Consider the following 24,593-nt stretch of genomic DNA (forward strand, 5'->3'; position numbering starts at 1 on the left):
GGTGGGTCGACGGCTTCCCATCCCGCGCGCCGTCAGCTACGTGTCGACACCGCGTCCCTACGGTGCGTATCGACGCGCAACGAACAGTGCCCTTCCCCGGCACCGGCGCAGCTGATCGGAGGCCGACGGTGCAGTCCGCGCGCACGACCCAGCGTCGCCGTTCCCGTGCCGTACTCGCCCTCGGAGCCGCGCTGGTCGCGGTCACCGCGAGCGTGCTGGCGCCGACGCCGGCCGGAGCCGCACCCGGCACCGCGGCCGAGGCGGGCGAGCTCATGCGCAAGGCGGCCCAGGAGCTGACCGTCGTCGACGAGCACCTGCACGAGGCCGAGCTGGTCGTGGCCGAGCAGCGGAAGGCCGCCGCGGCCGCCGCGGAGAAGGCCGCCGCCGCGCACGAGGCCATGGCCGTCTACGAGCCGCAGCTGCGCGCCATCGCCCAGACCGCCCACACGGGCCGGAGCCAGTCGCGGATGGCCGCCTTCCTCACCAGCGAGTCCGCCGACGAGCTGGTCCAGCAGATCACCACGCTGGACCTCATCGCCGCCCGGACCAACGCCGTCGTGTCCGAGGCCGCCACTGCCCAGCGGGCGGCCCGGCAGGCGCAGGCGGCCGCCGACGAGGCCACCGCCCTCGCGGAGGCCGGCGCCCAGCAGCTGCGGGAGCAGAAGGCCGAGGTCGAGAAGCGCGCGGCCGAGTACCAGAGCGACTTCGCCCGGCTGTCGGCCGCCGAGCAGGAGCGCGTCACCACGGCCGTCGCCGGGCGCTCGCTGCGGGCGCCCGACGTGGACGAGCTTCCCGTGGCGCCGGGCTCGGCGGCTGCCGTGGCCATCGCGGCCGCGCTGCAGCAGGTGGGCGACAGCTACGCGGCCGGTGGCACCGGCCCCAACGCCTTCGACTGCTCCGGTCTCACCCAGTACGCGTACTCGACCGCCGGTGTGGCGTTGCCGCACTCCAGCCGCGCGCAGTCGACGCTCGGCCGGCAGGTGTCCCGGAACGAGCTCCAGCCCGGCGACCTGGTCTTCTACTACTCGCCGATCAGCCACGTGGCGCTCTACATCGGCAACGGGATGGTCGTGCACGCCCGCACCTACGGGAAGCCGGTCGCCGTGACCAGCGTCGACCAGAGCGGCTACCGGTTCGGCGTCCGCCTCACCGGCTGATCCGGAGGGGACCCGGTACGGGACGCCGCGCCGCCGACGGCACAATCGACCGGTGACCGCTCTGATCTCCCACTGCGGGTGACCACCACCGCGACCGACCCGCAGGCGCCCACGCTGCGCCCCGACGCCGTCGGCTTCCTCGACACCCTCGTCATCGGCCTCGCGGCCACCTCGCCGGCCTACTCGCTGGCCGCCGTCCTCGGTCCGATCGTCGCCCTCGTCGGGGTGCACGCCCCGGGCGTGCTGCTGGCCTCGTTCCTGCCGATGCTGCTCATCGCCGGCGCGTTCGCCGCGCTCAACCGCGTCGACCCCGACTGCGGCACCACCTTCTCCTGGGTCACCCGCGCGCTCGGCCCGTGGACGGGATGGATGGGCGGGTGGGCCATCGCGATGACCGGCGTCCTGGTGCTGGGCTCCCTCGCCGAGGTCGGCGTGCGGTTCACCCTGCTGGCCGCCGGTCTGGACGGCTGGGCGGGGTCGACGCCGGTGGTCATGGGCCTGTCGGTGCTGCTGGTGGTCGTCATGGCGGCGATCTGCGTGCGCGGCACCGAGCTCTCCGCGCGGCTGCAGAACGGGCTCATCGTGGCCCAGACCGTGGCGCTGGCGGTCTTCGCCGTCGTGGCCCTGGTGCGCGGCCTCCGGGGGACGAGCCCCCTGGGCGGCCTGACCCCGGAGTGGAGCTGGTTGGACCCGTTCGGCTCCGGTGGCGCGGCCCTGACCAGCGGCCTGCTGCTCGGCGTCTTCGCCTACTGGGGCTGGGAGTCCGCGGTCAACCTCACCGAGGAGACCCGCGACCCGCTGCGGGCACCGGGCCGGGCCGGCATCTGGTCGACGGTGGCCCTCCTGGTCACCTACCTGGGCGTGGCGACGGCGGTCCTCGCCTTCGCGGGCACCGGCTGGCTGGCCGGCAACGCCGACGAGGAGGAGGCGGTCTTCGCCCTGCTGTCCACCCGGGTGCTCGGTGGCTGGGACTGGGTGGTGCTGGTGGCCGTGGCCACCTCCGCCATCGCGTCGACGCAGACGACGATCATCCCGGCGTCGCGGACCGGCCTGTCGATGGCCCGCCGCGCCGCGCTGCCGCGCCGCTTCGCCTCCATCTCGCCGAGCCACCGCACGCCCGACGTCTCCACCTGGTGGGTCGCCGGCATCGGGGTGGTCTGGTACGTCGGCGTGGGGCTGATCAGCGAGAACGCCTTGTACGACTCGATCACCGGGCTCTCGCTGCTGATCGCGCTCTACTACGCGCTCACCGGCCTGGCCTGCGCCGTCTACTTCCGGCGGCAGCTGTTCTCGAGCGTGCGCAACCTGCTCCTGCTCGGGGTGGGCCCGCTGGCCGGCGCGGCCATGCTCGCCTGGCTGCTGGTGCTCTCGGTGCGGGACCTGGCCGACGCGGAGAACAGCTACACCGGCCAGGCATGGCTGGGCGTCGGCCCGCCGCTGGTCATCGGCATCGGCGTCATGGCCGCCGGAGCGGTGCTCGTGCTGTGGTGGCGTCGACGGGACGCGCGCTTCTGGCAGGAGCGGCCGAGCACCTACGCGGGCTGACCCGCGCGGTCAGTGCGGGGTGCCGCCGGTGGCCAGCAGCTCCACGAGTGCGGCGATCCGCTTGGCGCGGGTCTTCTCCGTGGTCGCGGTGTGCACCCGGTGGAGGACGGCGTAGCGGTTCTGCCCGTTCAGGGCGTCGAACGCCGCCCGGGCGGCCGGGACGGCGTCGAGGGCGGCGGTGAGGTCGTCGGGCACGGTGATGGTGGCCGGGCCGGCGTAGGCCCGCTCCCACCGGCCGTCGGCCTTCGCCGCCTCGACGGCGGCCAGCCCGGCGGGGCGCATCCGGCCCTCGGCGATCAGCCGCTCCACCGTCGCGACGTTCTTCAGCGACCAGACGCTCCTCGGCCGCCGTGGAGTGATCCGCTGCAGGTAGAACGAGTCGTCGAGCCGGTTGGCGCGGCCGTCGATCCAGCCGAAGCAGAGCAGCACCTCGACCATCTGCTCCCAGTTCACCGACGGGACGCCGGAGCCCTTCTTCGCGATCTTCACGTAGAGGCCGGGTGCGGACTCGTGCTCGGCCTCCAGCCAGGCCTCGAGGGCGGCCTGGTCGGCGAAGGCGAGCACCGGCAGGTCCGTCGGCAGCGTCACGGCGCCATCCTGCCCGGCGGGGGTGACGGTTTCGGGATCGTCGCGCGCGGCTACCGGCGAGCGGACGGCCGCAGGGTGCGGCCCGGGCGGGGGTACGGGTGGCGAGCAGGGAACCGGGGCCGTCGGTGCTCTGGCTGGTGCGGCACGGCGAGAGCCTGGGGAACGTCGCCGATGCGCACGCCCAGCGGGCCGGGGCCGGCCGGCTGGACCTCGACGTCCGCGATCCCGACGTCGCGCTGTCCGACACCGGGCGCTCCCAGGCCGAGGCGCTGGGCACGTGGCTGGCCGGGCTGCCGGAGGACGAGCGCCCGACGGCGGTGCTCAGCTCGCCGTTCGAGCGCGCACTCACCACCGCGCAGCTGGCCACCGCCGGGCTGGGCCTCGGGGTGCGCACGGACGAGCGGCTGCGGGAGCGGGACTTCGGCGCCTTCGACAGGATGACCGGTGCGGGGATCCGCGAGCAGTTCCCGGACGAGGCCGCCCGCCGGGACCTGCTGGGCAAGTTCTACTACCGGCCGCCGGGCGGCGAGAGCTGGGCCGACGTCGCCCTGCGCATCCGCAGCCTGCTGGCCACCGAGGCGCTCCGGCACGACGGCGAGCGGCTGGTGCTGGTGGCGCACCAGGCGGTGATCATGGTCTTCCGCTACGTGCTGGAGGAGCTGACGGAGCACGAGCTGCTCGCCGTCGACCGCGAGGAGCAGGTCGCCAACGCGTCGCTCACCCGCTACGAGCGCGACGGGTCCGGCACCTTCCGGCTCGTCACGTTCAACGAGGTGGCCCACCTGACCGCCGAGGACGAGCAGATCACGAAGGAGCCCGATGTCGCCCAGCAGGCCTGACCCCGTTCTCGTCACCCCCGAGGTGCTCCGGAACTGGCCGCTGCCGGAGCCGTCGGGGGGCAAGAACGCCCGCGGGTCGATCCTGGTGATCGGCGGCAGCACCGAGACCCTCGGCGCGGTGCTGCTGGCCGCCGTCGCCGCGATGCGGGCGGGTGCGGGCAAGCTGCAGGTGGCCACGGTCGCCTCGATGGCCCCGCACGTCGCCACCGCGCTGCCCGAGGCGCTGGTCCGGGCGCTGCCGCAGACCGACGGCGGCGCGATCGCGCCCGAGGCGGCCGACACCGTCCGCGACCTGGCGGAGGCGGCCGACGCCGTCCTCATCGGGCCCGGCATGGCGGACAAGGAGGCCACGCAGGCCTTCGGCGAGCGGCTGCTGCCGCACCTGCACGGCCCGCTCACCCTCGATGCCCTCGGCCTGGCCACGGTGACCGCGGAGGAGAGCTGCGTGCACCACCTGGAGGGCCGCGTGGTGCTCACCCCCAACCCCACCGAGGCCGCCTACGCGCTGCACGTGGACGAGGACCGGATCGACGAGGACCCGGCCGGTTCCGCCGCGGACCTCGCCGCCCGCACCCGCGCCGTCGTCGGCCTGGGCGGGGCGACCTCCTGGATCGCCGCGCCGGACGGCCGGCTGTGGCGGGACGACAGCGGCAACGCCGGGCTCGGCGTCTCCGGCTCCGGCGACGTGCGCGCCGGGATCACCGGGGGACTGCTGGCCCGCGGCGCCGAGCCGGCCCAGGCCGCGCTGTGGGCCGCCTGGCTGCACGGCCGCGCCGGCGAGCGGCTGGCCTCGTCGGTGGGCCGGCTGGGCTTCCTCGCGCGGGAGCTGCCCGGCGAGGTGCCGGCCGCGCTGGCCGAGGTGGCGCCCTGACCCGCGCGCGCCGCGCGTAGGTTGGACGCCCAGGGTCGGCCCGGCAGTACGGAGGATCGCGTGCACGTGGACGTGCCTGCGAAGGTGCAGGAGATCTACGCCGAGGTGTTGCGGCGCAACCCGGGTGAGGCCGAGTTCCACCAGGCCGTCCACGAGGTGCTCGAGTCGCTCGCCGTCGTCCTCGGCCGGCACAGCGAGTACGCCGAGATGAAGACGATCGAGCGCATCTGCGAGCCGGAGCGCCAGATCATCTTCCGCGTGCCGTGGCAGGACGACGCGGGCGAGGTGCAGATCAACCGCGGCTTCCGGGTGGAGTTCAACTCCGCGCTGGGCCCGTACAAGGGCGGGCTGCGCTTCCACCCGTCGGTGAACTTGGGCATCGTCAAGTTCCTCGGCTTCGAGCAGGTCTTCAAGAACGCGCTCACGGGCATGCCGATCGGCGGCGGCAAGGGCGGCTCCGACTTCGACCCCAAGGGCCGCTCGGACGCCGAGGTGATGCGGTTCTGCCAGTCGTTCATGACCGAGCTCTACCGGCACCTCGGGGAGTACACCGACGTCCCGGCCGGTGACATCGGCGTCGGCGCGCGCGAGATCGGCTACCTGTTCGGCCAGTACAAGCGGATCACCAACCGCTACGAGTCCGGCGTCATCACCGGCAAGGGACTGGGCTGGGGCGGCGCCCTGGTCCGCACCGAGGCGACCGGCTACGGCGCCGCCTTCTTCGCCGACGCGATGATGCGCGCCCGCGGAGAGTCCTTCGACGGCCGGCGGGTGGTCATCAGCGGGTCGGGAAACGTCGCGGTCTACGGCATCGAGAAGGTGCACCAGCTCGGGGGCACCGTCGTGGCGTGTTCGGACTCCAGCGGCTATGTCGTCGACGAGTCCGGCATCGACCTCGAGGTGCTCAAGCAGGTCAAGGAGGTCGAGCGCGCCCGCATCGCCGAGTACGCCGACCGGGTCGACGGCGCCCACTTCGTCTCGCGCGGCAGCATCTGGGACGTCCCGTGCGAGGTCGCGATGCCCAGTGCCACGCAGAACGAGCTCGACGGCGGCGCGGCGCGCACGCTGGCGCAGAACGGCTGCCAGTACGTCGTCGAGGGGGCCAACATGCCGGCCACCCCGGACGCCGTCGCGCTCTTCCGCGCCGCGGGGATCGGCTTCGCCCCCGGCAAGGCGGCCAACGCCGGCGGCGTGGCCACCTCCGCGCTGGAGATGCAGCAGAACGCCTCCCGCGACCGCTGGACCTTCGAGCACAGCGAGGCCCGGCTCGAGGAGATCATGCGCGGCATCCACGCCCGCTGCCACGAGACGGCCGAGGAGTACGGCGCCCCCGGCGACCTGGTGCTCGGCGCCAACGTGGCGGGCTTCCTGGAGGTCGCCGAGGCCGTCCACGCCCACGGACTGATCTGATGGCCCATCCACAGCCCCGGGCGGCCGACGTGTTCGTCGCCGACTTCGAGCGCCGGCGCGGCGGACGGGTGCTGTACGGCGTCCGCGTCCTCGGCGCGTTCGTGGGATCGCTGTTCCAGGGTCTGGTGCCCCTGCCGGCGGTGCACGACGTCGTCGTCCGCCGTCGTGACGACGGCACCGAGGTGGCCCGGATCCCGGTGGAGAACCCCGACCTGCCCGGCGACAGCCTGCGGTTCGTGCAGGCCGACCTCGCCTCCCACAGCCCCGACGAGTTCGTCGCGGAGTGGAGCACGCGCTCCTGACCGCTGACCCGGACGCGCCGACGTGGGCCGGCTGTGCTGGGGTGCAGGGGTGACGGACAACTTCATCGGCGCCCTGGACTTCGGCACCCCCGCGATCGACGACGAGGCGTTCGTCGCGCCCACGGCGGTCGTGGTGGGGGCGGTGACGATGGGCCCGCGGTCCAGCATCTGGTACGGCGCGGTGGCCCGGGCCGACGCCGAGGTCATCGAGATCGGCGCCGACTCCAACATCCAGGACGGCTGCACGCTGCACTCGGACCCCGGCTTCCCGCTGGTCGTGGGGGAGCGCGTGTCGGTGGGGCACCGGGTCGTGCTGCACGGCGCCCGCATCGACGACGACGTGCTCGTCGGCATGGGCAGCGTGGTCATGAACGGCGCGCACATCGGCTCGGGCTCGATCGTGGCGGCCGGCGCCGTCGTCACCCAGGGCAAGGTCTTCCCGCCCCGCTCGCTCATCGCCGGCGTCCCGGCGAAGGTGATGCGCGAGGCGACCGAGGACGACCAGCTGCACATCCGCTACAACGCGAAGGCCTACAGCGACCGCCTCGACGGCGCCCGGCGCGTGCGCCGCATCGACGGCTGATCGGCGGGCGGCTCGCTAGCGTGACGGCGTGGCCGGGACCGGGGCATCGCCGTTCGAGCTCCACCCGATGCACCACGTGCAGCTGGCCATCCCGGCCGGCGGCGAGGACGGGTGCCGGGCCTTCTGGCGCGATGTGCTCGGCATGCGGGAGCTGGAGAAGCCGCCGGTCCTCGCTGCGCGGGGCGGCTGCTGGTTCCGTGGCGGCGGGCTCGAGGTCCACCTCGGCGTCGAGGAGCCGTTCACGCCGGCGCGCAAGGCGCATCCCGGCCTGCTCGTCACCGGTCTGCGCGCCGTCGCCGCGGCGCTGGAGCGCGCCGGCCACCCCGTCACCTGGGACGACGACTTCCCCGGGCACGAGCGGTTCTACAGCGCCGACCCGTTCGGGAACCGGTTGGAGTTCTTGGAGCCGGTCAGCCCGCCAGCAGCTCGCTGACCAGGGCGCCGACCTCGTCGACCTCCACGAGGAAGCCGTCGTGCCCGTACGGGGACGAGATGAGTCGCAGCGGCACCCCGAGCGCGTCGGCGACGCGCTGCTGCAGCGCCGGCGGGTAGAGCCGGTCGCTGTCGATGCCGGCGACGACGGCGCGCGCGGTCACCCGGGCCAGCGCGGCCTCGACCCCGCCCCGCCCCCGACCGACGTCCCAGGAGTTCATCGCCTCGGTGAGCACGACGTAGCTGCCGGCGTCGAACCGCCCGGCCAGCTTGTCGGCGTGGTGGTCCAGGTAGCTGGCGACGGCGTAGCGCCCGTCCTCCTGCACGCGGGTGCCGAACCGGGCGTCCAGCTCCAGCGCGCTGCGGTACGTCAGGTGGGCGATCCGGCGGGCGATGCCCAGGCCGTCGACGGGCGGGTCGGGCGGGTCGTAGTCGCCGCCGCGCCAGCGGGGGTCCACGCGGATGGCGGCCTGCTGCGTGGTCTGGGTGCCGATCTGGTCACCGGTGGCAGCCGCGCCCGAGGCCAGGAAGAACAGCGAGCCGACCCGCGCCGGCAGCTCCACCGCCCACTCGAGCGCCCGCATGCCGCCCATCGAGCCGCCCACCACGCACGCCCAGCGGCCGATGCCCAGGGCGTCGGCAACCGCCACCTCGGCCCGTACCTGGTCGCCGACCGTCACCTCGGGGAAGCGGGAGCCCCACCGGGCGCCGTCAGGGGCGAGCGAGGCAGGCCCCGTCGTCCCCTGGCAGCCGCCCAGCACGTTGGCGCACACGACGAACCAGCGGTCGGTGTCCAGCGGGCGGCCGGGGCCGACCAGGCCCTCCCACCAGCCCGCCGTCGGGTGGCCGGGCCCAGCCGGGCCGACGACGTGGCTGTCGCCGGTCAGCGCGTGCTCGACGAGTACTGCGTTGCCGCCGTCAGCGGCGAGCGTCCCCCACGTCTCGTAGGCGATCCGGACGTCCGGCAGCTCGCCGCCGCGGTCGAGCGGGAGGGCGGGCAGGTCGAGGAAGAGCCGGTCACCGACCGGGTCTCCCTCGACCCACCCACCCATGCCCGTTCGTCCCGGCTCAGGCGGACTTGGCGGCCCGGAACCCGGCCTCGAGGTCGGCGAGGATGTCCTCGATGCCCTCCAGGCCCACGGCCAGGCGCACCAGGCCCGGGGTGACGCCCGTGGTGAGCTGCTCCTCGGGGGTCAGCTGCGAGTGCGTGGTCGACGCCGGGTGGATGACCAGCGAGCGCACGTCACCGATGTTGGCCACGTGGCTGTGCAGCTCGAGCGCCTCGACGAAGCGCTGACCGGCCTCCTTGCCGCCGTGCAGCTCGAAGGTGAGAACGGCGCCCGCCCCCTTGGGGGCGTACTTCTGCTGCGCGGCGTGCCACTGGTTGGTGGGCAGGCCCGCGTAGTTGACGCGGTCGACGGAGTCGTGCGCCTCGAGGAACTCCGCGACCCGCTGGGCGTTCGCGACGTGCCGGTCCATGCGCAGCGACAGCGTCTCGATGCCCTGCACGATGAGGAAGGCGTTGAAGGGGGAGACGGCCGGGCCGAGGTCGCGCAGCAGCTGCACGCGGGCCTTGAGCGCGAAGGCCGGCGCACCGAGGTCGGCGTAGACGACGCCGTGGTACGTCGGGTCGGCGGTGGTGAACATGGGGTGCCGGCCGCCGCGCCAGTCGAACGAGCCGCCGTCGACGATGACGCCGGCGATCGCGGTGCCGTGCCCGCCCAGGTACTTGGTCGCCGAGTGCACGACGATGTCGGCACCGAACTCGAAGGGCCGGATCAGGTACGGGGTGGCGACGGTGTTGTCCACGATCAGCGGCACGCCGTTGCGGTGCGCGACGCCGGCGACGGTCTCGATGTCGAGGACGTCGCCCTTCGGGTTGCCGATGCTCTCGGCGTAGAAGGCCCGGGTGTTCTCCTGCACGAGGGACTGCCAGTTCTCCGGGTCGTCGGGGTTCTCGACGAAGGAGACGGTGATGCCCATCTTGGGCAGCGAGTGGTGCAGCAGGTTGTACGTGCCGCCGTACAGGGACGCGGACGCGACGATGTGGTCGCCGGCCTCGGCGAGGTTCAGGATGGCCAGCGTCTCCGCGGCCTGCCCGGACGACACCGCGAGCGCGGCGACACCGCCCTCCAGCGAAGCGACGCGCTGCTCGAGCGCGTCCTGCGTCGGGTTCATGATCCGGGTGTAGATGTTGCCCATCTCGGCCAGCGCGAACAGGTCCGCGGCGTGCTGGCTGTCGCGGAACTGGTAGCTGGTGGTCGCGTAGATGGGCAGGGCGCGGGCCCCGGTGGTCGGGTCGGGGCTGGTGCCGGCGTGGATCTGCCGGGTCTCGAAGCTCCAGCTCTGCGGGTCGCTCATGCGCCGTCTCCTCTCGCTCAGGAGATCCCGCGGCGCACGGGAGCCCCGTCCTTGCCCCCGCAGCGGGCGCCGCGACGGCCGGCTCTTCCCCTGGAGCACCTCAGACGGAGTAGGAGGTTGCCGGGCAGTCAGCCAGGTGCTTCGCACTGCCTCTCGTGAGCCGCCCCGATCCTATGCAGGCGCGTGTCCCACGTGAAACACAGGCCCCAGCTCAGAGCACCTTGGAGAGGAAGGCGCGGGTGCGCTCGTGCTGCGGGTCGGTGAGCACCTGCCGGGGATCGCCGGCCTCGACGACCGCGCCGTCGTCCATGAACACCAGGGTGTCGCCGACCTCGCGGGCGAACCCCATCTCGTGGGTGACGACGACCATCGTCATGCCGTCGGCGGCCAGGCCGCGCATGACGTCGAGCACCTCGCCGACCAGCTCGGGGTCGAGAGCGGAGGTGGGCTCGTCGAAGAGCATGAGCATGGGCTCCATGGCCAGCGCCCGGGCGATCGCCACCCGCTGCTGCTGCCCGCCGGAGAGCTGGTTCGGGTAGTTGTGCATCCGGTCGGCCAGGCCGACCCGCTCCAGGAGCGCGGCGCCGCGCTCGCGCGCCTCGGCCTTGCCCACGCCCTTGACCTGGATGGGCGCCTCGACGACGTTCTCCAGCGCGGTCATGTGCGGGAAGAGGTTGAAGCGCTGGAAGACCATGCCGATCTCGCGGCGCTGCGCGGCGACCTCGGAGTCGCGCAGCTCGTGCAGCCGGCCGCCCTTCTCGCGGTAGCCGACCAGGTGGCCGTTCACCGAGAGCCGGCCGGCGTCGACCCGCTCCAGGTGGTTGATGCAGCGCAGGAACGTGGACTTGCCCGAGCCCGACGGCCCGACGATGCACATGACCTCGCGCGGGGCGACGGTCAGGTCGATGCCCTTGAGCACCTCGACGTGCCCGAAGGACTTGCGCACACCCCGCGCCTCCACCATCGGTGGGGTGGCGGATCCCTGCGGGCCCGTGCCGACGGCGGTGCTCAATGCGTGCTCCCCACGTCGCGGGCCCGGCGGGCGGCACGCTGTTGGCGCGTCTCCCGGTTGCCGAAGCCGCGGCTGAACCGCCGCTCCAGGAAGTACTGCCCGACCATGAGCAGGCTGGCCAGCGCCAGGTACCAGAGGATTGAGGCGACGGCCATCGGGATGACCTGGAAGGTGCGGCTGCCGATGGCGCGCAGCTGGAAGTTGAGCTCGGTGGTCACCGGCACCGCGATGAGCAGGGCGGTGTCCTTGAGCATCGCGATGGTCTCGTTGCCGGTCGGCGGGATGATCACGCGCATCGCCTGGGGCAGCACGATCCGCCGCATGGTCTTGCCCCGGCTCATGCCCAGCGCGTGCGCCGCCTCGGCCTGCCCGGGGTCGACCGACTGGATGCCGGCCCGCACGATCTCGGCCATGTAGGCGCCCTCGGACAGCGCCAGGCCGATGAGGCCGGCGGTGAAGCCGACGAAGATCTCGTTGCCGTCGAAGCCGAACAGCCGCCAGTCGGCCTCGAAGCCGAACAGGTCCATCAGCTGCTGGTCGAACGGGAAGCCGAACTCGTAGCGGGCGTAGAGCGCGCCGAGGTTCGCGACGAAGAACAGCAGCACGATGCGCGGGATGGCGCGGAAGAACCAGATGTACACCCAGGCCGCGCCGGAGACGATTGGGTTGGCCGACAGCCGCATGACCGCCAGCAGGATGCCGAGCAGGACACCGATGACCATCGCCAGCACGGTCATGATCAGGGTCGTCCGCGCGCCCCGGAGGACGGCGTCGCTGAACATGTTGTCGACCATGAAGTCCCACTGGAACACCGGGTTGGTGACCAGCATGTGGACGAACATGGCCGCCAGCACCGCGATGACGGCGGCGGCGATCCAGCGGCCGGGATGACGGACCGGCACCGCCCGGATCTGCTCGGGCGGTGCCGGTGTCGTGCTGCTGTCGGGGGACATCGGGAGGGGTGGAGGCGTCAGCCGGCCGGGTTGACTTCGGGGCTGTCGATGGCGCCGGCCTCGACGCCCCACTTCTCGAGGATCTCCGCGTAGGTGCCGTCCTCGATGAGCGCGGTCAGCGCGTCGGCGAGGACCTGCCCGAACTCGGTCTCCTCCAGCGGGACGACCCAGCCGTAGGGCGCGGAGTCGTAGATGTCGCCCAGCAGCTCGAGCTGCTCGTTGGTCTGCTGCACGGCGTAGGCCATGACCGGCGAGTCGGCCAGCCCGGCGTCCACGCGGCCCGAGACGATCGCGGCGGTGGCCTCGTCCTGGCCCTCGAACTGCTGGATGTCGATCGGCTCCTCACCGGCGGCCTCGCACGCGGCCGACCGGGCGGTGATGTCGTCTACCTGGACTGTGTCCGCCTGCACGGCGACCGACAACCCGCAGGCGTCTCCTGGGTCGACGTTCTCGGGGTTGCCCGCTTTGGTGGCCCACTGGGTGCCGGCAGAGAAGTAGCTGATCATTGTGGCCTCGGCCAGGCGGTCGGGGTTGATCGTGAACGAGGAGACACCGACCTCGTACCGGCCCGAGCCGACGCCGGTAATGATCGTCCCGAAGTCCGCTGACTCGAACTCCGCCTCGAAGCCGATCTTCTCGGCGACGGCGGAGAAGAGGTCGATGTCGAAGCCGACGATCGTCTCGCCGTCCTCGTCGAGGAACTCGCTGGGCGCGTAGCTGGAGTCGGTACCGACGGTGATCTTCCCGTCCTCGCCGATCTCGTCGGGCACCCGGGCGGCCAGCTCGTCGTCGACCTCGACGGTGGGGCGGCTCTCGTCGGCGGCGTTGCCGGAGCCCGAGTCGTCGGGGTCGTCACCGCAGCCGGTGAGGATCAGCGCGGCGCTGGTGGCGGCGACGGCGACGGCCGAGGCGCGGCGGGTCAGGGAACGTGGGCGCACGGGTGGGCTCTCCTTCGGGCGGGACAGAGGCTTGATCTTGCCCTGCCGGGTGTTGCCCCGTCGTGTGAGGTCGGTACCGCTTCGGTCACGGTCACTCGGACGTGGAGGGTGCCGACGTGCTCGGCTCGCTCGTGTCGCCCGTCGTCTCCGAGGGTTCCGAGGTCTCCGTGGGGTCGGTCGGCTCGGTCGTGGGATCCGTCGTCCCGGGGGCAGACGTGCTCGGCGTGCTGCTCGTCGTAGGGGTGTCGGTCTCCTCGGACGGGGTCTCCGTCTCCTCGGGCTCCGTCGTCGGCGTCGGCTCCTCGGTGGGCTCCGGCGTCGTCGTCGGCTCCGTGGGCACCACCGGGTTCAGCGGGGCCTCGACGCCGCTGCCTCCCCCGGCCGGCGAGGTGCGCCCGGGGTCGGCGGGAGCGTCGGGGCGGACGTTGAGGTACAGCGTGAAGATCGCCAGGAACAGCACCGACAGGATCACCGTCGAGGTCCGGGCGCGACCGAGGTGGTGGGGCAGCGCGTCCCAGTGCCACCACGACGTGCGCGGGGGCTCCGCGGTGCCGCTGGTGGGTGCGGTGCTGACCGTCGGTGTGGCGACCTGCTCGGGCGCCTTGTCCTCGGAAGGCGTCGTCATGCGTCCTCTCCCTCCCGCACGAGCCGGGCCGTCCGTGCGTCTCCCGCGGCCGGAGGTGGGGTGACCTGCATGCCCTGGTCGCGGAACGCCAGCACGATCCGGACGCGCAGGTCGCGGCCGACCTCGAACTGCTTGCCCGGCAGCGTGCGGGCGACCACCCGGACGTTCACCTCGTCCAGGCCCAGGCTCTCCACGCCCATGACCGTGGGCGGGTCGAGCAGCAGCGGGCGCATGGCCGGGTCGCGGAAGGCGTCCCGCCCGACCTCGCGCAGGATCTCGTTGACCCGGTTGACGTCGGCGTCGGAGGGCACCGGCACGTCGATCACGGCCCGGGCCCAGTCGCGGCTGAGGTTGACCACCTTGACGATCTGCCCGTTGGGCACCGTCACCACCTCCCCGTTGGCCGAGCGGACGCGGGTCACCCGCAGGGTCACGTCCTCCACGGTGCCGGTGGCCGGGTCGCCGCCGCCCACCACCTGGATGGAGACGACGTCGCCGAAGCCGTACTGCCGCTCGGTGATGATGAAGAAGCCGGCCAGGACGTCGCCGACGATCCGCTGGGCGCCGAAGCCGAGGCCCACGCCCAGCACGGTGGCCGGCGCGACGAGCCCGGTGACGGGCACGCCCAGCCGGTCGAGCACGAAGAACACCGCGACGGCGTAGATGAGGACGACCGCGGTCCAGGTGATCACCTGGGTGAGCGAGTGCCGGTGCTTGGCGGCCTCGGAGCGCACGAGTGCGTCGTCGCCGGTGGAGCGCTCGTCGATCCGGTCGGTCACGCGGTTGCCGGCCCAGCCCACGAACCGGGCCAGGAGCACCGACCCGATGATGATCAGCACCACCTCGAGCCCGCGTCCGGACAGCCAGTCCAGGACGTCCCTCAGCGCGTCACCCACGAACGGTCCTCCTCGTCGATGTCGTCGTCGTCCACCCTGCGGTGCCGGTCGGACGGTGGCCAGCGCGGCTCGCCGGGACCCTCACCGGGGCTCCACGAACAGCGACTGCGTCGAGCGGCCGATCGCCCCTTCGGTGTCGAAGAGGACGGCGGAGCACTGCGCCGCGCCGGAGTCGCCCAGCACGGTGGCCGCGTCCATGCCCAGCCACTCCCCGCGGGGCGGGCGGTGCAGGGCCACGCTCAGGTCGACGTTGGCGAACGTGGCGGTCGTCCAGTCCAGCACCGCGGAGATGCCGCTGGCCGCGTCGGTCATGACCAGCAGGTGCTGCAGCGGGGTCATCGGCTCGCCCTCGACCAGTGTGCACTCCGGCCGCGTCCAGGCGGCCGCGGGCCCCGGGGAGTTGAAGCTGCCGGAGGCGAACCGCCACTGCAGCGCCTTGTGGTAGGCCACCTCGCTGCTGAAGAAGGCCGCCTCGCCGGGGGTGCTCCCGTGCACGTCCGCCGGCGCGGGGTGGGGTGTGGCCGACGTCGAACCCTCGACGGCGGACGGGAGCCCCTCGGTGCGGGTCCGCATCCGCCAGGCCGACAGCCGCATGAGCGGGCGGCCGTCGCCGGCGTCCAGGACCGCCTCGACGAGCTCCACCCGGCGCCCGGGGCGCACGACGGTGGTGCTGATCCGCACCGGTCCGACCGGCACCGGGCCGAGGATGTCGAAGTTCAGCCGCACCGTCTGGCCGCCGGGGATGCCGCTGGCCCGCTCCACCTCCCGGGCGAGCAGCGCGGCCGGCGGGCCGGCGTGCTGCAGGCCGGGATCCCACGGGCCGATGGTCAGGGCGGTGGCCGTGAACCCCTCGGCGGTGGGCAGGTACAGGGCGCTGGGCAGCTCCATGCCGTCAGTCTTCCGTGCGCGTCCGACGCCGAGGGGACCACCCGGTCGGGGGAGAAGGGTCTCGGAGCGGTCACGACCCGTTTGCTTCGGAGCAGGTAAATGCGGAGCGTGGGGGTCGACGCGCTGGTCAATGCAGATCGGTGCGCCGTCGAACCGAAGAGGAGGGGCGCCGCCCGCGGCGCCGGACACGCCTGTGACCCAGAACCCCACCACCTCCCGCCCCGCGGAGGAACCGACGCACGACGCGCCGCCCTCGGCCGGCGCCTCGCTCCACCCCGCCCTCGCCGAGCCACCCACCGGCGCCGCCGAGCGGGGAGGGCGCCTGGACACCACCGTCTTCGGCGTCGCCGCCGTGGTCGCCCTGGCCTTCGTCGCGTGGGGATTTCTGACCCCGTCCGGCCTGGGCAGCGCCAGCGGCAGCGCGCTCACCTGGATCGAGCAGAACCTCGGCTGGCTGTTCGTGCTGCTGGCCTCGGGCTTCGTCGTCTTCGTGCTCTGGCTGGCGGCCAGCCGGTACGGGCGCATCCCGCTGGGCCGGGACGGCGAGGCGCCGGAGTTCCGCACGGTCTCCTGGATCGCCATGATGTTCAGCGCCGGCATGGGGATCGGGCTCATGTTCTTCGGCGTCAGCGAGCCGCTCACGCACTACGTCTCGCCCCCACCGCGCACCGTCGACGCCGAGACACCCGAGGCGATCTCGACGGCGATGGCCACCACGCTGTTCCACTGGAGCCTGCACCCGTGGGCCATCTACGCCGTCGTCGGTCTGGCGATCGCCTACGGCACGTTCCGCCGCGGCCGCCCGCAGCTGATCAGCTCCGCGTTCGCGCCGCTGTTCGGCCGGCGCCGCACCGAGGGGCCGATCGGCAAGTTCATCGACGTCCTGGCGATCTTCGCCACGCTGTTCGGCTCCGCCGCGTCCCTCGGCCTCGGCACGCTGCAGATCGGCAGCGGCCTGGAGATCCTCGGCTGGGCCGGCGACGTCGGCAACGGGCTTCTGGTCCTCATCATCGCGGTCCTGACCTGCGCCTTCGTCGCATCGGCGGTCTCGGGCGTGGCCCGGGGCATCCAGTGGCTGTCCAACATCAACATGGTGCTGGCCGGCGTCCTGGCGCTGTTCGTGTTCGTCGTCGGCCCGACGGTGCTGATCCTCAACCTGCTGCCAGGGACGATCGGGGCCTACTTCGCCGATCTCGCCGAGATGGCCGGACGCACGGAGGCCAGCGGCGGCGACGCCATGGCCGAGTGGCTGCGCGGCTGGACGGTCTTCTACTGGGCGTGGTGGATCAGCTGGACGCCGTTCGTGGGCCTCTTCATCGCCCGGATCAGCCGGGGCCGCACGATCCGCCAGTTCGTCAGCGGCGTGCTGCTGGTGCCCAGCGTGGTCAGCCTGGTCTGGTTCGCGGTCTTCGGCGGAGCGGGCATCGCGGCCCAGCGGGACGGTGTCGACGTCGCCGGGCAGTCGACGTCCGAGGGGCAGCTGTTCGGCGTCCTCGACACCTATCCGCTGGCCACGTTGATGACGGTGCTGGTGATGGTGCTGGTCGCCATCTTCTTCGTCTCCGGTGCGGATGCCGCCTCGATCGTCATGGGCTCGCTGTCGGAGCGCGGGACGCTGGAGCCCAGCCGGCGCACCGTCGTCTTCTGGGGCGTGGTGATGGGCGCCGTCGCGGCGATCATGCTGCTCGTCGGCGGGGACGAGGCGCTGAGCGGCCTGCAGAACCTCACGATCATCGCGGCGCTGCCGTTCGCGCTGGTCATGGTGGGGCTGGCCGTGTCGCTGGCCAAGGACGTGCGCTCGGACCCGATGGTGCTCCGTCGGACCGCCGCCGCGGACGCCATGGAGCAGGCGGTCGTGCACGGGATCCGGCACCACGGGGACGACTTCGTCCTCTCGGTGAAGCCCGCTCCCGACGACCGGCAGCGGCCCTCCTGACGCACGGAACCGCCGAGATCGCGCGATCTCGGCGGTTCCGGGGGCCCGCTGTGCCGGGATCAGCCGATCCCGGCGCGAGGGGTCAGGGCGTGACGTCCCGGGACCCGGCCAGCCAGCCGGCGAGCTCCGCCATGTAGGCGGCCTGGGCGGCGTAGTCCATCCCGATGTACTTCCACGGGTGCACCTGGTCGGCCTGGGCGGCGGGCAGCAGCTCGTACGTGGGCTGCTCGGCCATCTGCTCCGGCGTCAGCGCCCCGCGCAGCGAGTACAGGATGATGTCGCTCGGGTACTGCGGCACGTCCTCCCAGCCGGCGGTCTGCCAGTAGTACTCCTCACCGCCCGGGTCGACGAACTGCACGCCGAGCTCGCCGTACATGCGCAGCGAGGGCTCGTCCTCCGACTTGGCCATGTAGAAGCCCTCGTCGGCGTACGCGGCGACGGGCAGCACGGTCAGCCCGCCGGCGGCGGCCTCGGTCAGCGCCGTGGAGGCGGCCTCGAAGTCCGCACGGGCCGCGCGGACCTCCTCGCTCTCCATGTCCGCGCCCAGGGCCTCGGCCAGCTCCGCGGTGCGCTCGATGACGTCGGCGGCCGAGCCGCGCCAGGCGATGGCGATGATCGGTGCGATCCGAGCGATCTGCTCCTGCTGCTCGAGCGACTCGAAGCCGTACAGCGGTGCGGACTCTTCCAGCGTCCCCTCGGAGTCCGTCGGGTAGACCGTCGTGACGATGACGTCGGGGGCGGCGGCGGCGAGCTGCTCGAGGTCGATGTCGCCGTAGCTCTCGCCGAGGATCTCCACGTCGGAGAGGTCCCGGCCCTCGAACGCGACGTCGTCGGCGGTGGAGGTCTGGCCGAAGGTGGCGACGGGCTCGACGCCGTAGTTCCACAGCGAGGACATGACGTCGTTGATCCCGGCGACGCGCTCGGGGGCGGCGTCGAGCTCGACGGTGTTGCCCAGGTCGTCGGTGAAGGACCAGCCCTCGTCAGCTGCCGCGGCGTCGTCGCCGCCGTCGTCACTGGAGCAGGCGCTCACGCCGACCACGGCGAGCGCGAGCAGGCCGCCGAGCAGGCGGCGGGATGTGCGGTGCAACGGAACTCCCTCGGGTCAGGGGACGATGATCATCCCCAGGCGCCGCGAAGGTTAGCCTTTCCTAAGTTGCGTTCGCCAGGGGTCCGGTGCGGGGCGGGCGCGACCACCGCCCCGCACCGGACGTCTCAGGCGTCGGCAGACGCCGGCTGCCGCTCGTCCACCGGGATGAGCAGCGCGATGAGTGCGGCCAGCAGGGCCGCTCCGCCGCAGATGGCGAACAGCGTCCGGTAGGCGCTCAGGGACGGCAGCTCGGCCGACCCCAGCGCGATCGTCTGCGCCGCGAGGAGGGTGCCGCCGATCGCGCTGGCCAGCGAGCTGCCCACGCTGCGGGCCAGTGTGTTCAGGCCGTTGGCCGCGGCCAGCTCGTCGCTGGGTGCCGCCCGCAGGATGAGGCTGGGCATGGCGGCGTAGGCGATGCCGGTGCCCGCCCCGACGATCGTCGTCCCGATCACGATCTGGGTGAACGAGTCGACGAACACGATCCGCGACAGGAAGCCGAGCGCGACGACCGAGCCGCCGATCGCCAGGGTGATCTTCGGGCCGAAGCGGGCGGAGAGGATCGCCGAGACCGGCGAGAGCGCCAGCATGGCCAGGCCGCTGGGCAGCATCGCCATGCCGCTGGCCAGCACCGACGAGCCGAAGCCGTAGCCACTGGCCGCGGGGGCCTGCACGTAGGTCGCGGTACCGATCAGCATGGCGAACAGCGCGAAGCCGACGCACAGCGAGGCGATGTTGGTGAGCAGCAGCGACGGGCGGGCGTTGACCACCAGGTCGACCAGCGGCGAGGCGACGCGGCGCTCGACCAGCACGAACGCCGCCAACAGGGCGGCGGCCAGCACCAGGAGGCCGATGGTCCGCGGGTCGCCCCAGCCCCACGTCGTGGCCTCGGCCAGCGGCAGCAGCAGGGAGACCAGGGCGGCGGCGAGCAGGACGGCGCCGGGAAGGTCCATCCGGCCGTGGCCGGTCAGCGGTGCCTCGGTCAGGGCGACCCAGATGCCGAGGAAGGTGGCGGCACCGCCGGCCACGCAGATCCAGAAGAGAACGTGGTAGTCGGAGTGCTCGGCCACGAGGGCGGCCAGCGGCAGGCCCAGGGCGCCGCCGATGCCCAGCGTGGCGCTGACCAGCGCGATCCCCGATCCGGCCCGCTTCGCCGGCAGCACCTGGCCGATCAGGCTGATGCCGAGCGGGATGGCGGCGGCCGAGGCCCCGGTGATGGCCCGGCCGACGATCATGACGCCGATCGAGTCGGCCAGCGCGCAGACCATGGAGCCGACGACGAGGGCCAGCGTGGCCACGAGGAGCATCCGACGCTTGCCGTAGAGGTCGCCCAGGCGCCCGAACACCGGAACGGCCACCGCGGCGACCAGCAGGGTGGAGGTGAGCAGCCACTCGGTGCCGGTCGTGCTGCTGCCGAGGTCGGCCTGGATGGCCCCGAGGACCGGGATCAGGATCGACTGGGTCAGCGCGACGAGCACGCCGCACACGGCGACGACGGCCAGCGCCGTCACCTGCTGGGGGTGCCAGTGGTCGTCGTCGGTGCCTGCGTCCGCGCCGGGCGCGGAGGTGGTGGAGGCGGAGGTCATGCGTGCTCCCAGCGGAAACGGTCTACAGTAATGGCACAAACTGCCCCGCGGCACTCTATGCCACTTGGCGTGGGATGCCGCCGTCGGAACCTGTGCCGTGCGCCACGCGTGGAGTTCTCGGAAGCGGGACGAGCGGAGGTGCGGCCGGTGGAGGGCCTGCGGGAACGCAAGCGCGCGGCCAGCCGCGCGCAGGCCGTCGACGCGGCGATGCGGCTGTTCGCCGAGCGCGGCTTCGACGGCGTCACCGTCGCCGACATCTGCGCGGCCGCCGACATCGCGCCGCGCACCTTCTTCCGCTACTTCCCCACGAAGGACGACCTCCTGCTCGAGCCGAGCCGGGTCATGGCCGACCGGGTCGCCGGTGACATCGCCGCGGCCCCCGACGGCATGGACGACGACGCCGTCCTGCGCTGGGCGCTGCGCAGGCTCGGCGAGTACGTCGTCGACGAGGGTGACCGCCTCGCCGGCGTCCTCCGGGTGCTCGCCGAGCTCTCGCGCGAGCGGGGGGCCTCGCCCGTCGCGCGGCTGTCCGACCAGGAGCGGCGGCTCAGCGAGCAGCTGGCGGCCCGCCGGGGCGGAGAGGTGGACTGGCGGACGCGTCTGCTGGTCGGGCGCGCGGTGGCGGCGTTCCGCGTGTGGCTGGACGACGTCCGCGCCGGGCTCGGCGGGGATCCGCTGGAGCACCTCGACGAGGTGCTCGCCGCGCGGTGAGCCCTGCGGTGCGCCGGGCGGTGGGCCGGGCGGTCAGCGCAGCCGGCGCACCGGCACGACCATCGGCGTCCCCGTGACAGGGTCGGGCACGATCCGCGCCTCGAGGTCGAAGACGTCGGCCAGCAGCTCCTCGGTGAGCACCTGGGCCGGCGTGCCCGAGGCCACCAGCACGCCGTCCTTCATCGCGACGAGCCGCTGCGCGTAGCGGGCGGCCAGGTTCAGGTCGTGGAGGACGACGGCGACGGTGCGCCCCCGCTCGGCGTGCAGCCGTCCCACGAGCTCGAGCACGTCGATCTGGTGGGCGAGGTCGAGGTAGGTGGTGGGCTCGTCCAGGAGCAGCAGGTCGGTGCCCTGGGCCAGCGCCATCGAGATCCAGGCGCGCTGGCGCTGCCCGCCGGAGAGCTCGTCGACCGGGCGTTCGGCGAGCTCGGCCATGTCGGTCCACTCCAGCGCCTCGGCGACCACGGACTCGTCGTCGCGGGACCACTGCCGCACCCAGCTCTGGTGCGGGTGTCGGCCGCGGGCGACGAGATCGGCCACCGTCAGGCCCTCCGGGGCGATCGGCGACTGGGGGAGCAGCCCCAGCACCTTGGCGACCTCGCGGGTCGGTGTCCGTGCGATCGCCCGGCCGTCCAGCAGCACCTGGCCGCCGGCCGGCCGCAGGAGCCGGCCCAGCGCGCGCAGGAGGGTGGACTTGCCGCAGCCGTTGGGCCCGACGATGGCGGTGAAGGAGCCGTCGGTCAGCTCGAGGTCCACGTCCTGGACGACGACGTGCTCGTCGTAGGCCAGGCGCAGCTGCTCCGCGGCCAGGCGGACCGTGCCGGCTGCCGGAGCGCTGGTGGCCGCGGGGTCGGGCAGCACGTCGGTGGTCATAGCTGCGTCGTCCTCACGTGAACTGCCGCCTTCCGCGGACCAGGAGCCAGAGCAGGTAGGGCGCGCCGATGACGGCGGTGATGATGCCGACCGGCAGCGCCTCGGGGAGCGCGGTGCGGGTGACCAGGTCGGCGCTGACCACCAGCACGGCGCCGAGCAGGCCCGAGGCCAGCAACGGCGGCCGGGAGCCGCCGGTGAGGCGCACGGCGACCTGCGGGACGACGAGCGCCACGAAGGTGATCGGCCCGGCTGCGGAGACGGCGGCGGCGGTGAGGGCGACGGCGAGCAGCACGACCGCCGTCTGGGCCCCCGCCAGTCGCAGCCCCAGGCCGCGTGCGGTGTCGTCGCCGAACTGGAGGACGTTCAGCGCGCGGCCGGCCGCCAGGGACAGCGGGACCAGCACCGCCAGCGCGATGGCCAGCGGCACGGCCTGGTCCCAGGTGCGGGCGTTGAGCGAGCCGGTGATCCAGACGTAGGCCGCGGCGGCGTCGTAGACCTGCGCGTTGGTCAGCAGCCAGTCGACCAGGGCGCTGCCGACCGACCACAAGGCGATGCCGACGAGCACCAGCCGGTAGCCGTCGACCCCGGCCCGCCACGCCAGCAGGAACAGGAGCAGACCGGTGACCAGGGCGCCGGACAACGCGGCGAGGGGGACGCCGAAGCCGCCCAGCAGCGCGCCCACCGAACTGCCGCCGGTGAGCACGAGCGCTGCGACGGCCCCGACGGAGGCCCCGACGGTGATGCCGAGGGTGTCGGGGGAGGCCAGCGGATTGCGGGCGAAGGTCTGGAACAGCGCGCCGGCCACACCCAGGGCCAGCCCGACGAGCAGGCCGACGATGACCCGCGGTGCCCGCAGCTGCAGCACGATGAAGTTCTGCGGCCCCTCGCCCAGACCGGCCAGGGTGCGCAGGACGTCGGGGATGGCGACGGGGTAGTCGCCGCGGCCGATGCTCACCGCGGAGACCAGAACCAGGACGACGAGGGCGATCAGCGGGACGAGCAGCTGCCGCCAGCGGAGCAGCACCGACACCGGGCCGACGCGAACTGTCGTCCGGCCACGCGGGCCGCTGACCGGCCGCTCCAGGGTCGCCGTCACAGGGCCATCGTCTTCCGGCGGCGGACCAGTGCGATGAAGAACGGGGCGCCGATGACGGCGAGCACGATGCCGACCTGCAGCTCGCCGGGTCGGGCCAGCACCCGGCCCAGCACGTCGGCGGAGAGCAGGAGGGCCGCGCCGAGCAGCGCCGAGCAGGGGACCAGCCAGCGGTGGTCGGGGCCGGTGAGGCCGCGCACCACGTGCGGCACGACCAGCCCGACGAAGGCGATCGGCCCGCAGGCGGCGGTGGCCGCGCCGCACAGCAGCGTGATGGCGGCCAGCCCGACGGCGCGGGCGAGCCAGATGCGCTGCCCCAGCCCGCGGGCGACGTCCTCCCCGAGGCCGAGGAGGTTCAGCGCCGGCGCGTTGACCAGGGCGAGCACGACGCCGACGGCGACGAACGGCGCGACCTGCCAGGCGACGTCGGCACCCCGCCCGGCCAGCGCGCCCACCTGCCAGAAGCGGAAGGAGTCGAGGGTCTGGGTGTCGCTGACCACGATGGCGCGGACCATCGCGTAGAGCAGCGCCGAGAGCGCCGCCCCGGCCAGCGCGAGGGTGATCGGGGTCGCCCCGCCGCGGCCGGCCGAGCCGATCGCGTAGACGAGGACGGTGCCGGCCAGCGCGCCGGCGAAGGCGAACCAGACGTAGCCCGAGACCGAGCCGACGTCGAAGAAGGCGATCGCGCAGACGACGGCCAGCGAGGCGCCGGCGGTGACACCGAGCAGGCCGGGGTCGCCGAGCGGGTTGCGGGTGTGGCCCTGCATGAGGGCGCCGGACATGCCCAGCGCCGTGCCGACGATCAGCCCCAGCACCGTCCGCGGCACGCGCAGCTGCTGCACGATGACGGCGGCCTCGTTCGTCGGGTCGTCGTCGAAGAGAGCGCGCCACACCTCGCCGGGCGCCAGGGAACGGGTGCCGACGGCGATGCTCGCCAGGGCGGCCGCGGCCACGAGCCCGAGCAGGACCAGCAGGACCACCAGCCGCCGGGTGCGCATCGAGCCACCGCGGGAGCGTGGTGGGGCGCCGCTCCGCACGGGAGCGTCGGCCGTGGTGGTCACACGTGCTCCCGGGGACGGACGGCGGTGGGTGTTGTAAGGCTTACCTTACTGCCCGCCGTGCCGGGCAGGAACCGGTGCTGGCTGCCCGGGGCGCTACCGCTTCTGCCGGCGGCTGCCGCCGTGCCAGTCCTCCGTGCGCCCGGCCTCGTCGGTGCGCACGCCGAACGAGGGGAGCTGGGGGCGCTCCCGCAGGCTGCGCTTGAGCTCCGCGAAGCCCGGGAACGAGGCCAGCTCCACGACGTGGTCCCACAGCGCGACGGCGTCCTCGTCGGCGGGCAGCCGGCTGATCACCGGGCCGAAGAAGGCGACCCCCTCCGGTGGCCGGAAGTGCAGGATCGGCGTCCCGACGTCCTTGCCGGTCAGGGCCAGGGCCTCGTCGGTCTCGCCCTGGATCTGCGCGTCCCAGGACGCGTCGTCCAGGGCGGCCGCGAGCTCCGCCGGGAGCCCCGCCTCGGCCAGCACCGGCTCGACGAACCCGGGGGTGCCCCGGCGCGCGGCGTCACCGGGGGCGGCCGGCACCTCGAAGACGTGCGCGCCGAGCGCGGCGTACAGCCGGTCGACCGCCTCGGGGCCGTGCTCCGCGCGGGCAAGGGCGGCCACGCGCAGCAGGCGCAGGCCGGAGGTGTGCCCGGCCTCGTACTCGGGCGGGAAGTGCGTCGCGTAGTCGATGTGCGCGTTGAGCAGCCGCAGCGAGATGAACCGCCACTCGACGTCGTACTGCCGCTGCGCGCTCACCTGGCGGACCCACTTGCTCGTCATCCAGGCGAACGGGCACACGGGGTCGAACCAGAAGCGGAGGTCGGCCATGGCCACGAATCTATTCGCGGCCAGCTGTCACCGCCGGTTCGC

General features: G+C 73.4%; 25 protein-coding genes and 1 riboswitch. Of the genes, 10 read left to right on the forward strand and 15 right to left on the reverse strand.

What is annotated here, in order from left to right:
• Window positions 1-128 precede the first annotated feature (128 nt).
• Together BLS70_RS13520 and BLS70_RS13525 are read left to right on the forward strand one after the other, a co-directional pair.
• Entirely contained in the window at window positions 129-1,157 is a 1,029-nt protein-coding gene (locus tag BLS70_RS13520) for a C40 family peptidase (protein ID WP_091768798.1), read from the forward strand.
• Between the two features lie 78 nt (window positions 1,158-1,235).
• Complete coding sequence (locus BLS70_RS13525; protein ID WP_091768801.1) at window positions 1,236-2,702, forward strand: APC family permease; 1,467 nt, start codon at window positions 1,236-1,238, stop codon at window positions 2,700-2,702.
• A gap of 9 nt (window positions 2,703-2,711) precedes the next feature.
• Here the strand turns inward: BLS70_RS13525 and BLS70_RS13530 are convergent, their stop codons facing one another.
• Entirely contained in the window at window positions 2,712-3,290 is a 579-nt protein-coding gene (locus BLS70_RS13530; protein ID WP_091768804.1) for a YdeI/OmpD-associated family protein, read from the reverse strand.
• 98 nt (window positions 3,291-3,388) lie between these two features.
• On the opposite strand from BLS70_RS13530, the gene BLS70_RS13535 reads away from it, so the two are divergent.
• The 6 genes from BLS70_RS13535 to BLS70_RS13560 all read left to right on the forward strand — a co-directional run bounded on the left by BLS70_RS13535 (window position 3,389) and on the right by BLS70_RS13560 (window position 7,728).
• Complete coding sequence (locus tag BLS70_RS13535) at window positions 3,389-4,129, forward strand: histidine phosphatase family protein (RefSeq protein WP_091768807.1); 741 nt, start codon at window positions 3,389-3,391, stop codon at window positions 4,127-4,129.
• The gene (locus BLS70_RS13540; protein WP_091768810.1) at window positions 4,110-5,000 is read left to right on the forward strand and encodes an NAD(P)H-hydrate dehydratase; all 891 of its coding nucleotides are present in this window, start codon (window positions 4,110-4,112) and stop codon (window positions 4,998-5,000) included. The genes BLS70_RS13535 and BLS70_RS13540 overlap by 20 nt, the downstream gene beginning before the upstream one ends.
• A gap of 66 nt (window positions 5,001-5,066) precedes the next feature.
• The gene (gdhA, locus tag BLS70_RS13545; RefSeq protein WP_091769313.1) at window positions 5,067-6,410 is read left to right on the forward strand and encodes an NADP-specific glutamate dehydrogenase; all 1,344 of its coding nucleotides are present in this window, start codon (window positions 5,067-5,069) and stop codon (window positions 6,408-6,410) included.
• Window positions 6,410-6,712 (forward strand): hypothetical protein, encoded by a 303-nt coding sequence (locus BLS70_RS13550; RefSeq protein WP_091768814.1) that lies wholly within the window; start codon window positions 6,410-6,412, stop codon window positions 6,710-6,712. The genes gdhA and BLS70_RS13550 overlap by 1 nt, the downstream gene beginning before the upstream one ends.
• Before the next feature lie 49 nt (window positions 6,713-6,761).
• Window positions 6,762-7,295 carry a gamma carbonic anhydrase family protein gene (locus BLS70_RS13555; protein WP_176946410.1) on the forward strand — a complete coding sequence of 178 codons (534 nt, stop codon included), beginning with the start codon at window positions 6,762-6,764 and terminating at the stop codon, window positions 7,293-7,295.
• A gap of 28 nt (window positions 7,296-7,323) precedes the next feature.
• Window positions 7,324-7,728 carry a VOC family protein gene (locus tag BLS70_RS13560; RefSeq protein ID WP_218122414.1) on the forward strand — a complete coding sequence of 135 codons (405 nt, stop codon included), beginning with the start codon at window positions 7,324-7,326 and terminating at the stop codon, window positions 7,726-7,728.
• On the opposite strand, the gene metX is transcribed toward BLS70_RS13560, so the two are convergent.
• The 8 genes from metX to BLS70_RS13600 form a co-directional block, all read right to left on the reverse strand.
• Window positions 7,706-8,779 (reverse strand): homoserine O-acetyltransferase MetX, encoded by a 1,074-nt coding sequence (metX, locus tag BLS70_RS13565; RefSeq protein ID WP_091768820.1) that lies wholly within the window; start codon window positions 8,777-8,779, stop codon window positions 7,706-7,708. The two genes, BLS70_RS13560 and metX, sit on opposite strands and share 23 nt — an antisense overlap.
• Window positions 8,780-8,795: 16 nt before the next feature.
• The gene (locus tag BLS70_RS13570; RefSeq protein ID WP_091768823.1) at window positions 8,796-10,088 is read right to left on the reverse strand and encodes a bifunctional o-acetylhomoserine/o-acetylserine sulfhydrylase; all 1,293 of its coding nucleotides are present in this window, start codon (window positions 10,086-10,088) and stop codon (window positions 8,796-8,798) included.
• Window positions 10,089-10,130: 42 nt separating this feature from the next.
• Window positions 10,131-10,249: riboswitch (SAM riboswitch) on the reverse strand.
• Between the two features lie 50 nt (window positions 10,250-10,299).
• Window positions 10,300-11,100: an amino acid ABC transporter ATP-binding protein gene (locus BLS70_RS13575; RefSeq protein ID WP_439645388.1), complete on the reverse strand. Its 801-nt coding sequence runs from the start codon at window positions 11,098-11,100 to the stop codon at window positions 10,300-10,302.
• Window positions 11,097-12,053, reverse strand: a complete 957-nt coding sequence (locus tag BLS70_RS13580) for an amino acid ABC transporter permease (protein WP_091768826.1) — start codon at window positions 12,051-12,053, stop codon at window positions 11,097-11,099. The genes BLS70_RS13575 and BLS70_RS13580 overlap by 4 nt, the downstream gene beginning before the upstream one ends.
• 17 nt (window positions 12,054-12,070) lie before the next feature.
• The gene (locus BLS70_RS13585) at window positions 12,071-12,991 is read right to left on the reverse strand and encodes an ABC transporter substrate-binding protein (RefSeq protein WP_091768829.1); all 921 of its coding nucleotides are present in this window, start codon (window positions 12,989-12,991) and stop codon (window positions 12,071-12,073) included.
• A 91-nt stretch (window positions 12,992-13,082) separates the two neighbouring features.
• Complete coding sequence (locus tag BLS70_RS13590; RefSeq protein ID WP_091768832.1) at window positions 13,083-13,616, reverse strand: Rv3103c transmembrane domain-containing protein; 534 nt, start codon at window positions 13,614-13,616, stop codon at window positions 13,083-13,085.
• Entirely contained in the window at window positions 13,613-14,512 is a 900-nt protein-coding gene (locus tag BLS70_RS13595) for a mechanosensitive ion channel family protein (protein ID WP_255362460.1), read from the reverse strand. The genes BLS70_RS13590 and BLS70_RS13595 overlap by 4 nt, the downstream gene beginning before the upstream one ends.
• Before the next feature lie 81 nt (window positions 14,513-14,593).
• The gene (locus BLS70_RS13600; protein ID WP_091768836.1) at window positions 14,594-15,400 is read right to left on the reverse strand and encodes a thioesterase family protein; all 807 of its coding nucleotides are present in this window, start codon (window positions 15,398-15,400) and stop codon (window positions 14,594-14,596) included.
• A gap of 193 nt (window positions 15,401-15,593) precedes the next feature.
• Here BLS70_RS13600 and BLS70_RS13605 point away from each other — a divergent pair, with 193 nt between their 5' ends.
• Window positions 15,594-17,336: a BCCT family transporter gene (locus BLS70_RS13605; protein ID WP_255362461.1), complete on the forward strand. Its 1,743-nt coding sequence runs from the start codon at window positions 15,594-15,596 to the stop codon at window positions 17,334-17,336.
• 82 nt (window positions 17,337-17,418) lie between these two features.
• Here BLS70_RS13605 and BLS70_RS13610 read toward each other — a convergent pair whose 3' ends face one another.
• Both BLS70_RS13610 and BLS70_RS13615 read right to left on the reverse strand, forming a co-directional pair.
• Window positions 17,419-18,423, reverse strand: coding sequence for an ABC transporter substrate-binding protein (locus BLS70_RS13610; protein WP_091768842.1), 1,005 nt, complete (start codon window positions 18,421-18,423; stop codon window positions 17,419-17,421).
• Between the two features lie 125 nt (window positions 18,424-18,548).
• On the reverse strand, window positions 18,549-20,006 hold the full coding sequence (locus BLS70_RS13615; RefSeq protein ID WP_091768845.1) for an MFS transporter: 1,458 nt from the start codon (window positions 20,004-20,006) through the stop codon (window positions 18,549-18,551).
• A 108-nt stretch (window positions 20,007-20,114) separates the two neighbouring features.
• Between BLS70_RS13615 and BLS70_RS13620 the strand changes: the two genes are divergently transcribed.
• A complete protein-coding gene (locus tag BLS70_RS13620; RefSeq protein ID WP_176946411.1) occupies window positions 20,115-20,717 on the forward strand; it encodes a TetR family transcriptional regulator in 603 nt (200 codons plus the stop codon).
• Between the two features lie 33 nt (window positions 20,718-20,750).
• On the opposite strand, the gene BLS70_RS13625 is transcribed toward BLS70_RS13620, so the two are convergent.
• The 4 genes from BLS70_RS13625 to BLS70_RS13640 all read right to left on the reverse strand — a co-directional run bounded on the left by BLS70_RS13625 (window position 20,751) and on the right by BLS70_RS13640 (window position 24,551).
• Window positions 20,751-21,590, reverse strand: a complete 840-nt coding sequence (locus BLS70_RS13625) for an ABC transporter ATP-binding protein (RefSeq protein ID WP_091768850.1) — start codon at window positions 21,588-21,590, stop codon at window positions 20,751-20,753.
• A gap of 13 nt (window positions 21,591-21,603) precedes the next feature.
• Window positions 21,604-22,686 (reverse strand): FecCD family ABC transporter permease, encoded by a 1,083-nt coding sequence (locus BLS70_RS13630; protein ID WP_091768853.1) that lies wholly within the window; start codon window positions 22,684-22,686, stop codon window positions 21,604-21,606.
• Entirely contained in the window at window positions 22,683-23,744 is a 1,062-nt protein-coding gene (locus tag BLS70_RS13635) for a FecCD family ABC transporter permease (RefSeq protein ID WP_255362462.1), read from the reverse strand. Before BLS70_RS13635 ends, BLS70_RS13630 begins: the two co-directional genes overlap by 4 nt.
• 93 nt (window positions 23,745-23,837) lie before the next feature.
• Window positions 23,838-24,551: a DsbA family protein gene (locus BLS70_RS13640; RefSeq protein ID WP_091769331.1), complete on the reverse strand. Its 714-nt coding sequence runs from the start codon at window positions 24,549-24,551 to the stop codon at window positions 23,838-23,840.
• Between the last annotated feature and the right edge of the window lie 42 nt (window positions 24,552-24,593).

The sequence above is a fragment of the Blastococcus aurantiacus genome (assembly GCF_900102425.1).
Classification (GTDB): domain Bacteria; phylum Actinomycetota; class Actinomycetes; order Mycobacteriales; family Geodermatophilaceae; genus Blastococcus; species Blastococcus aurantiacus.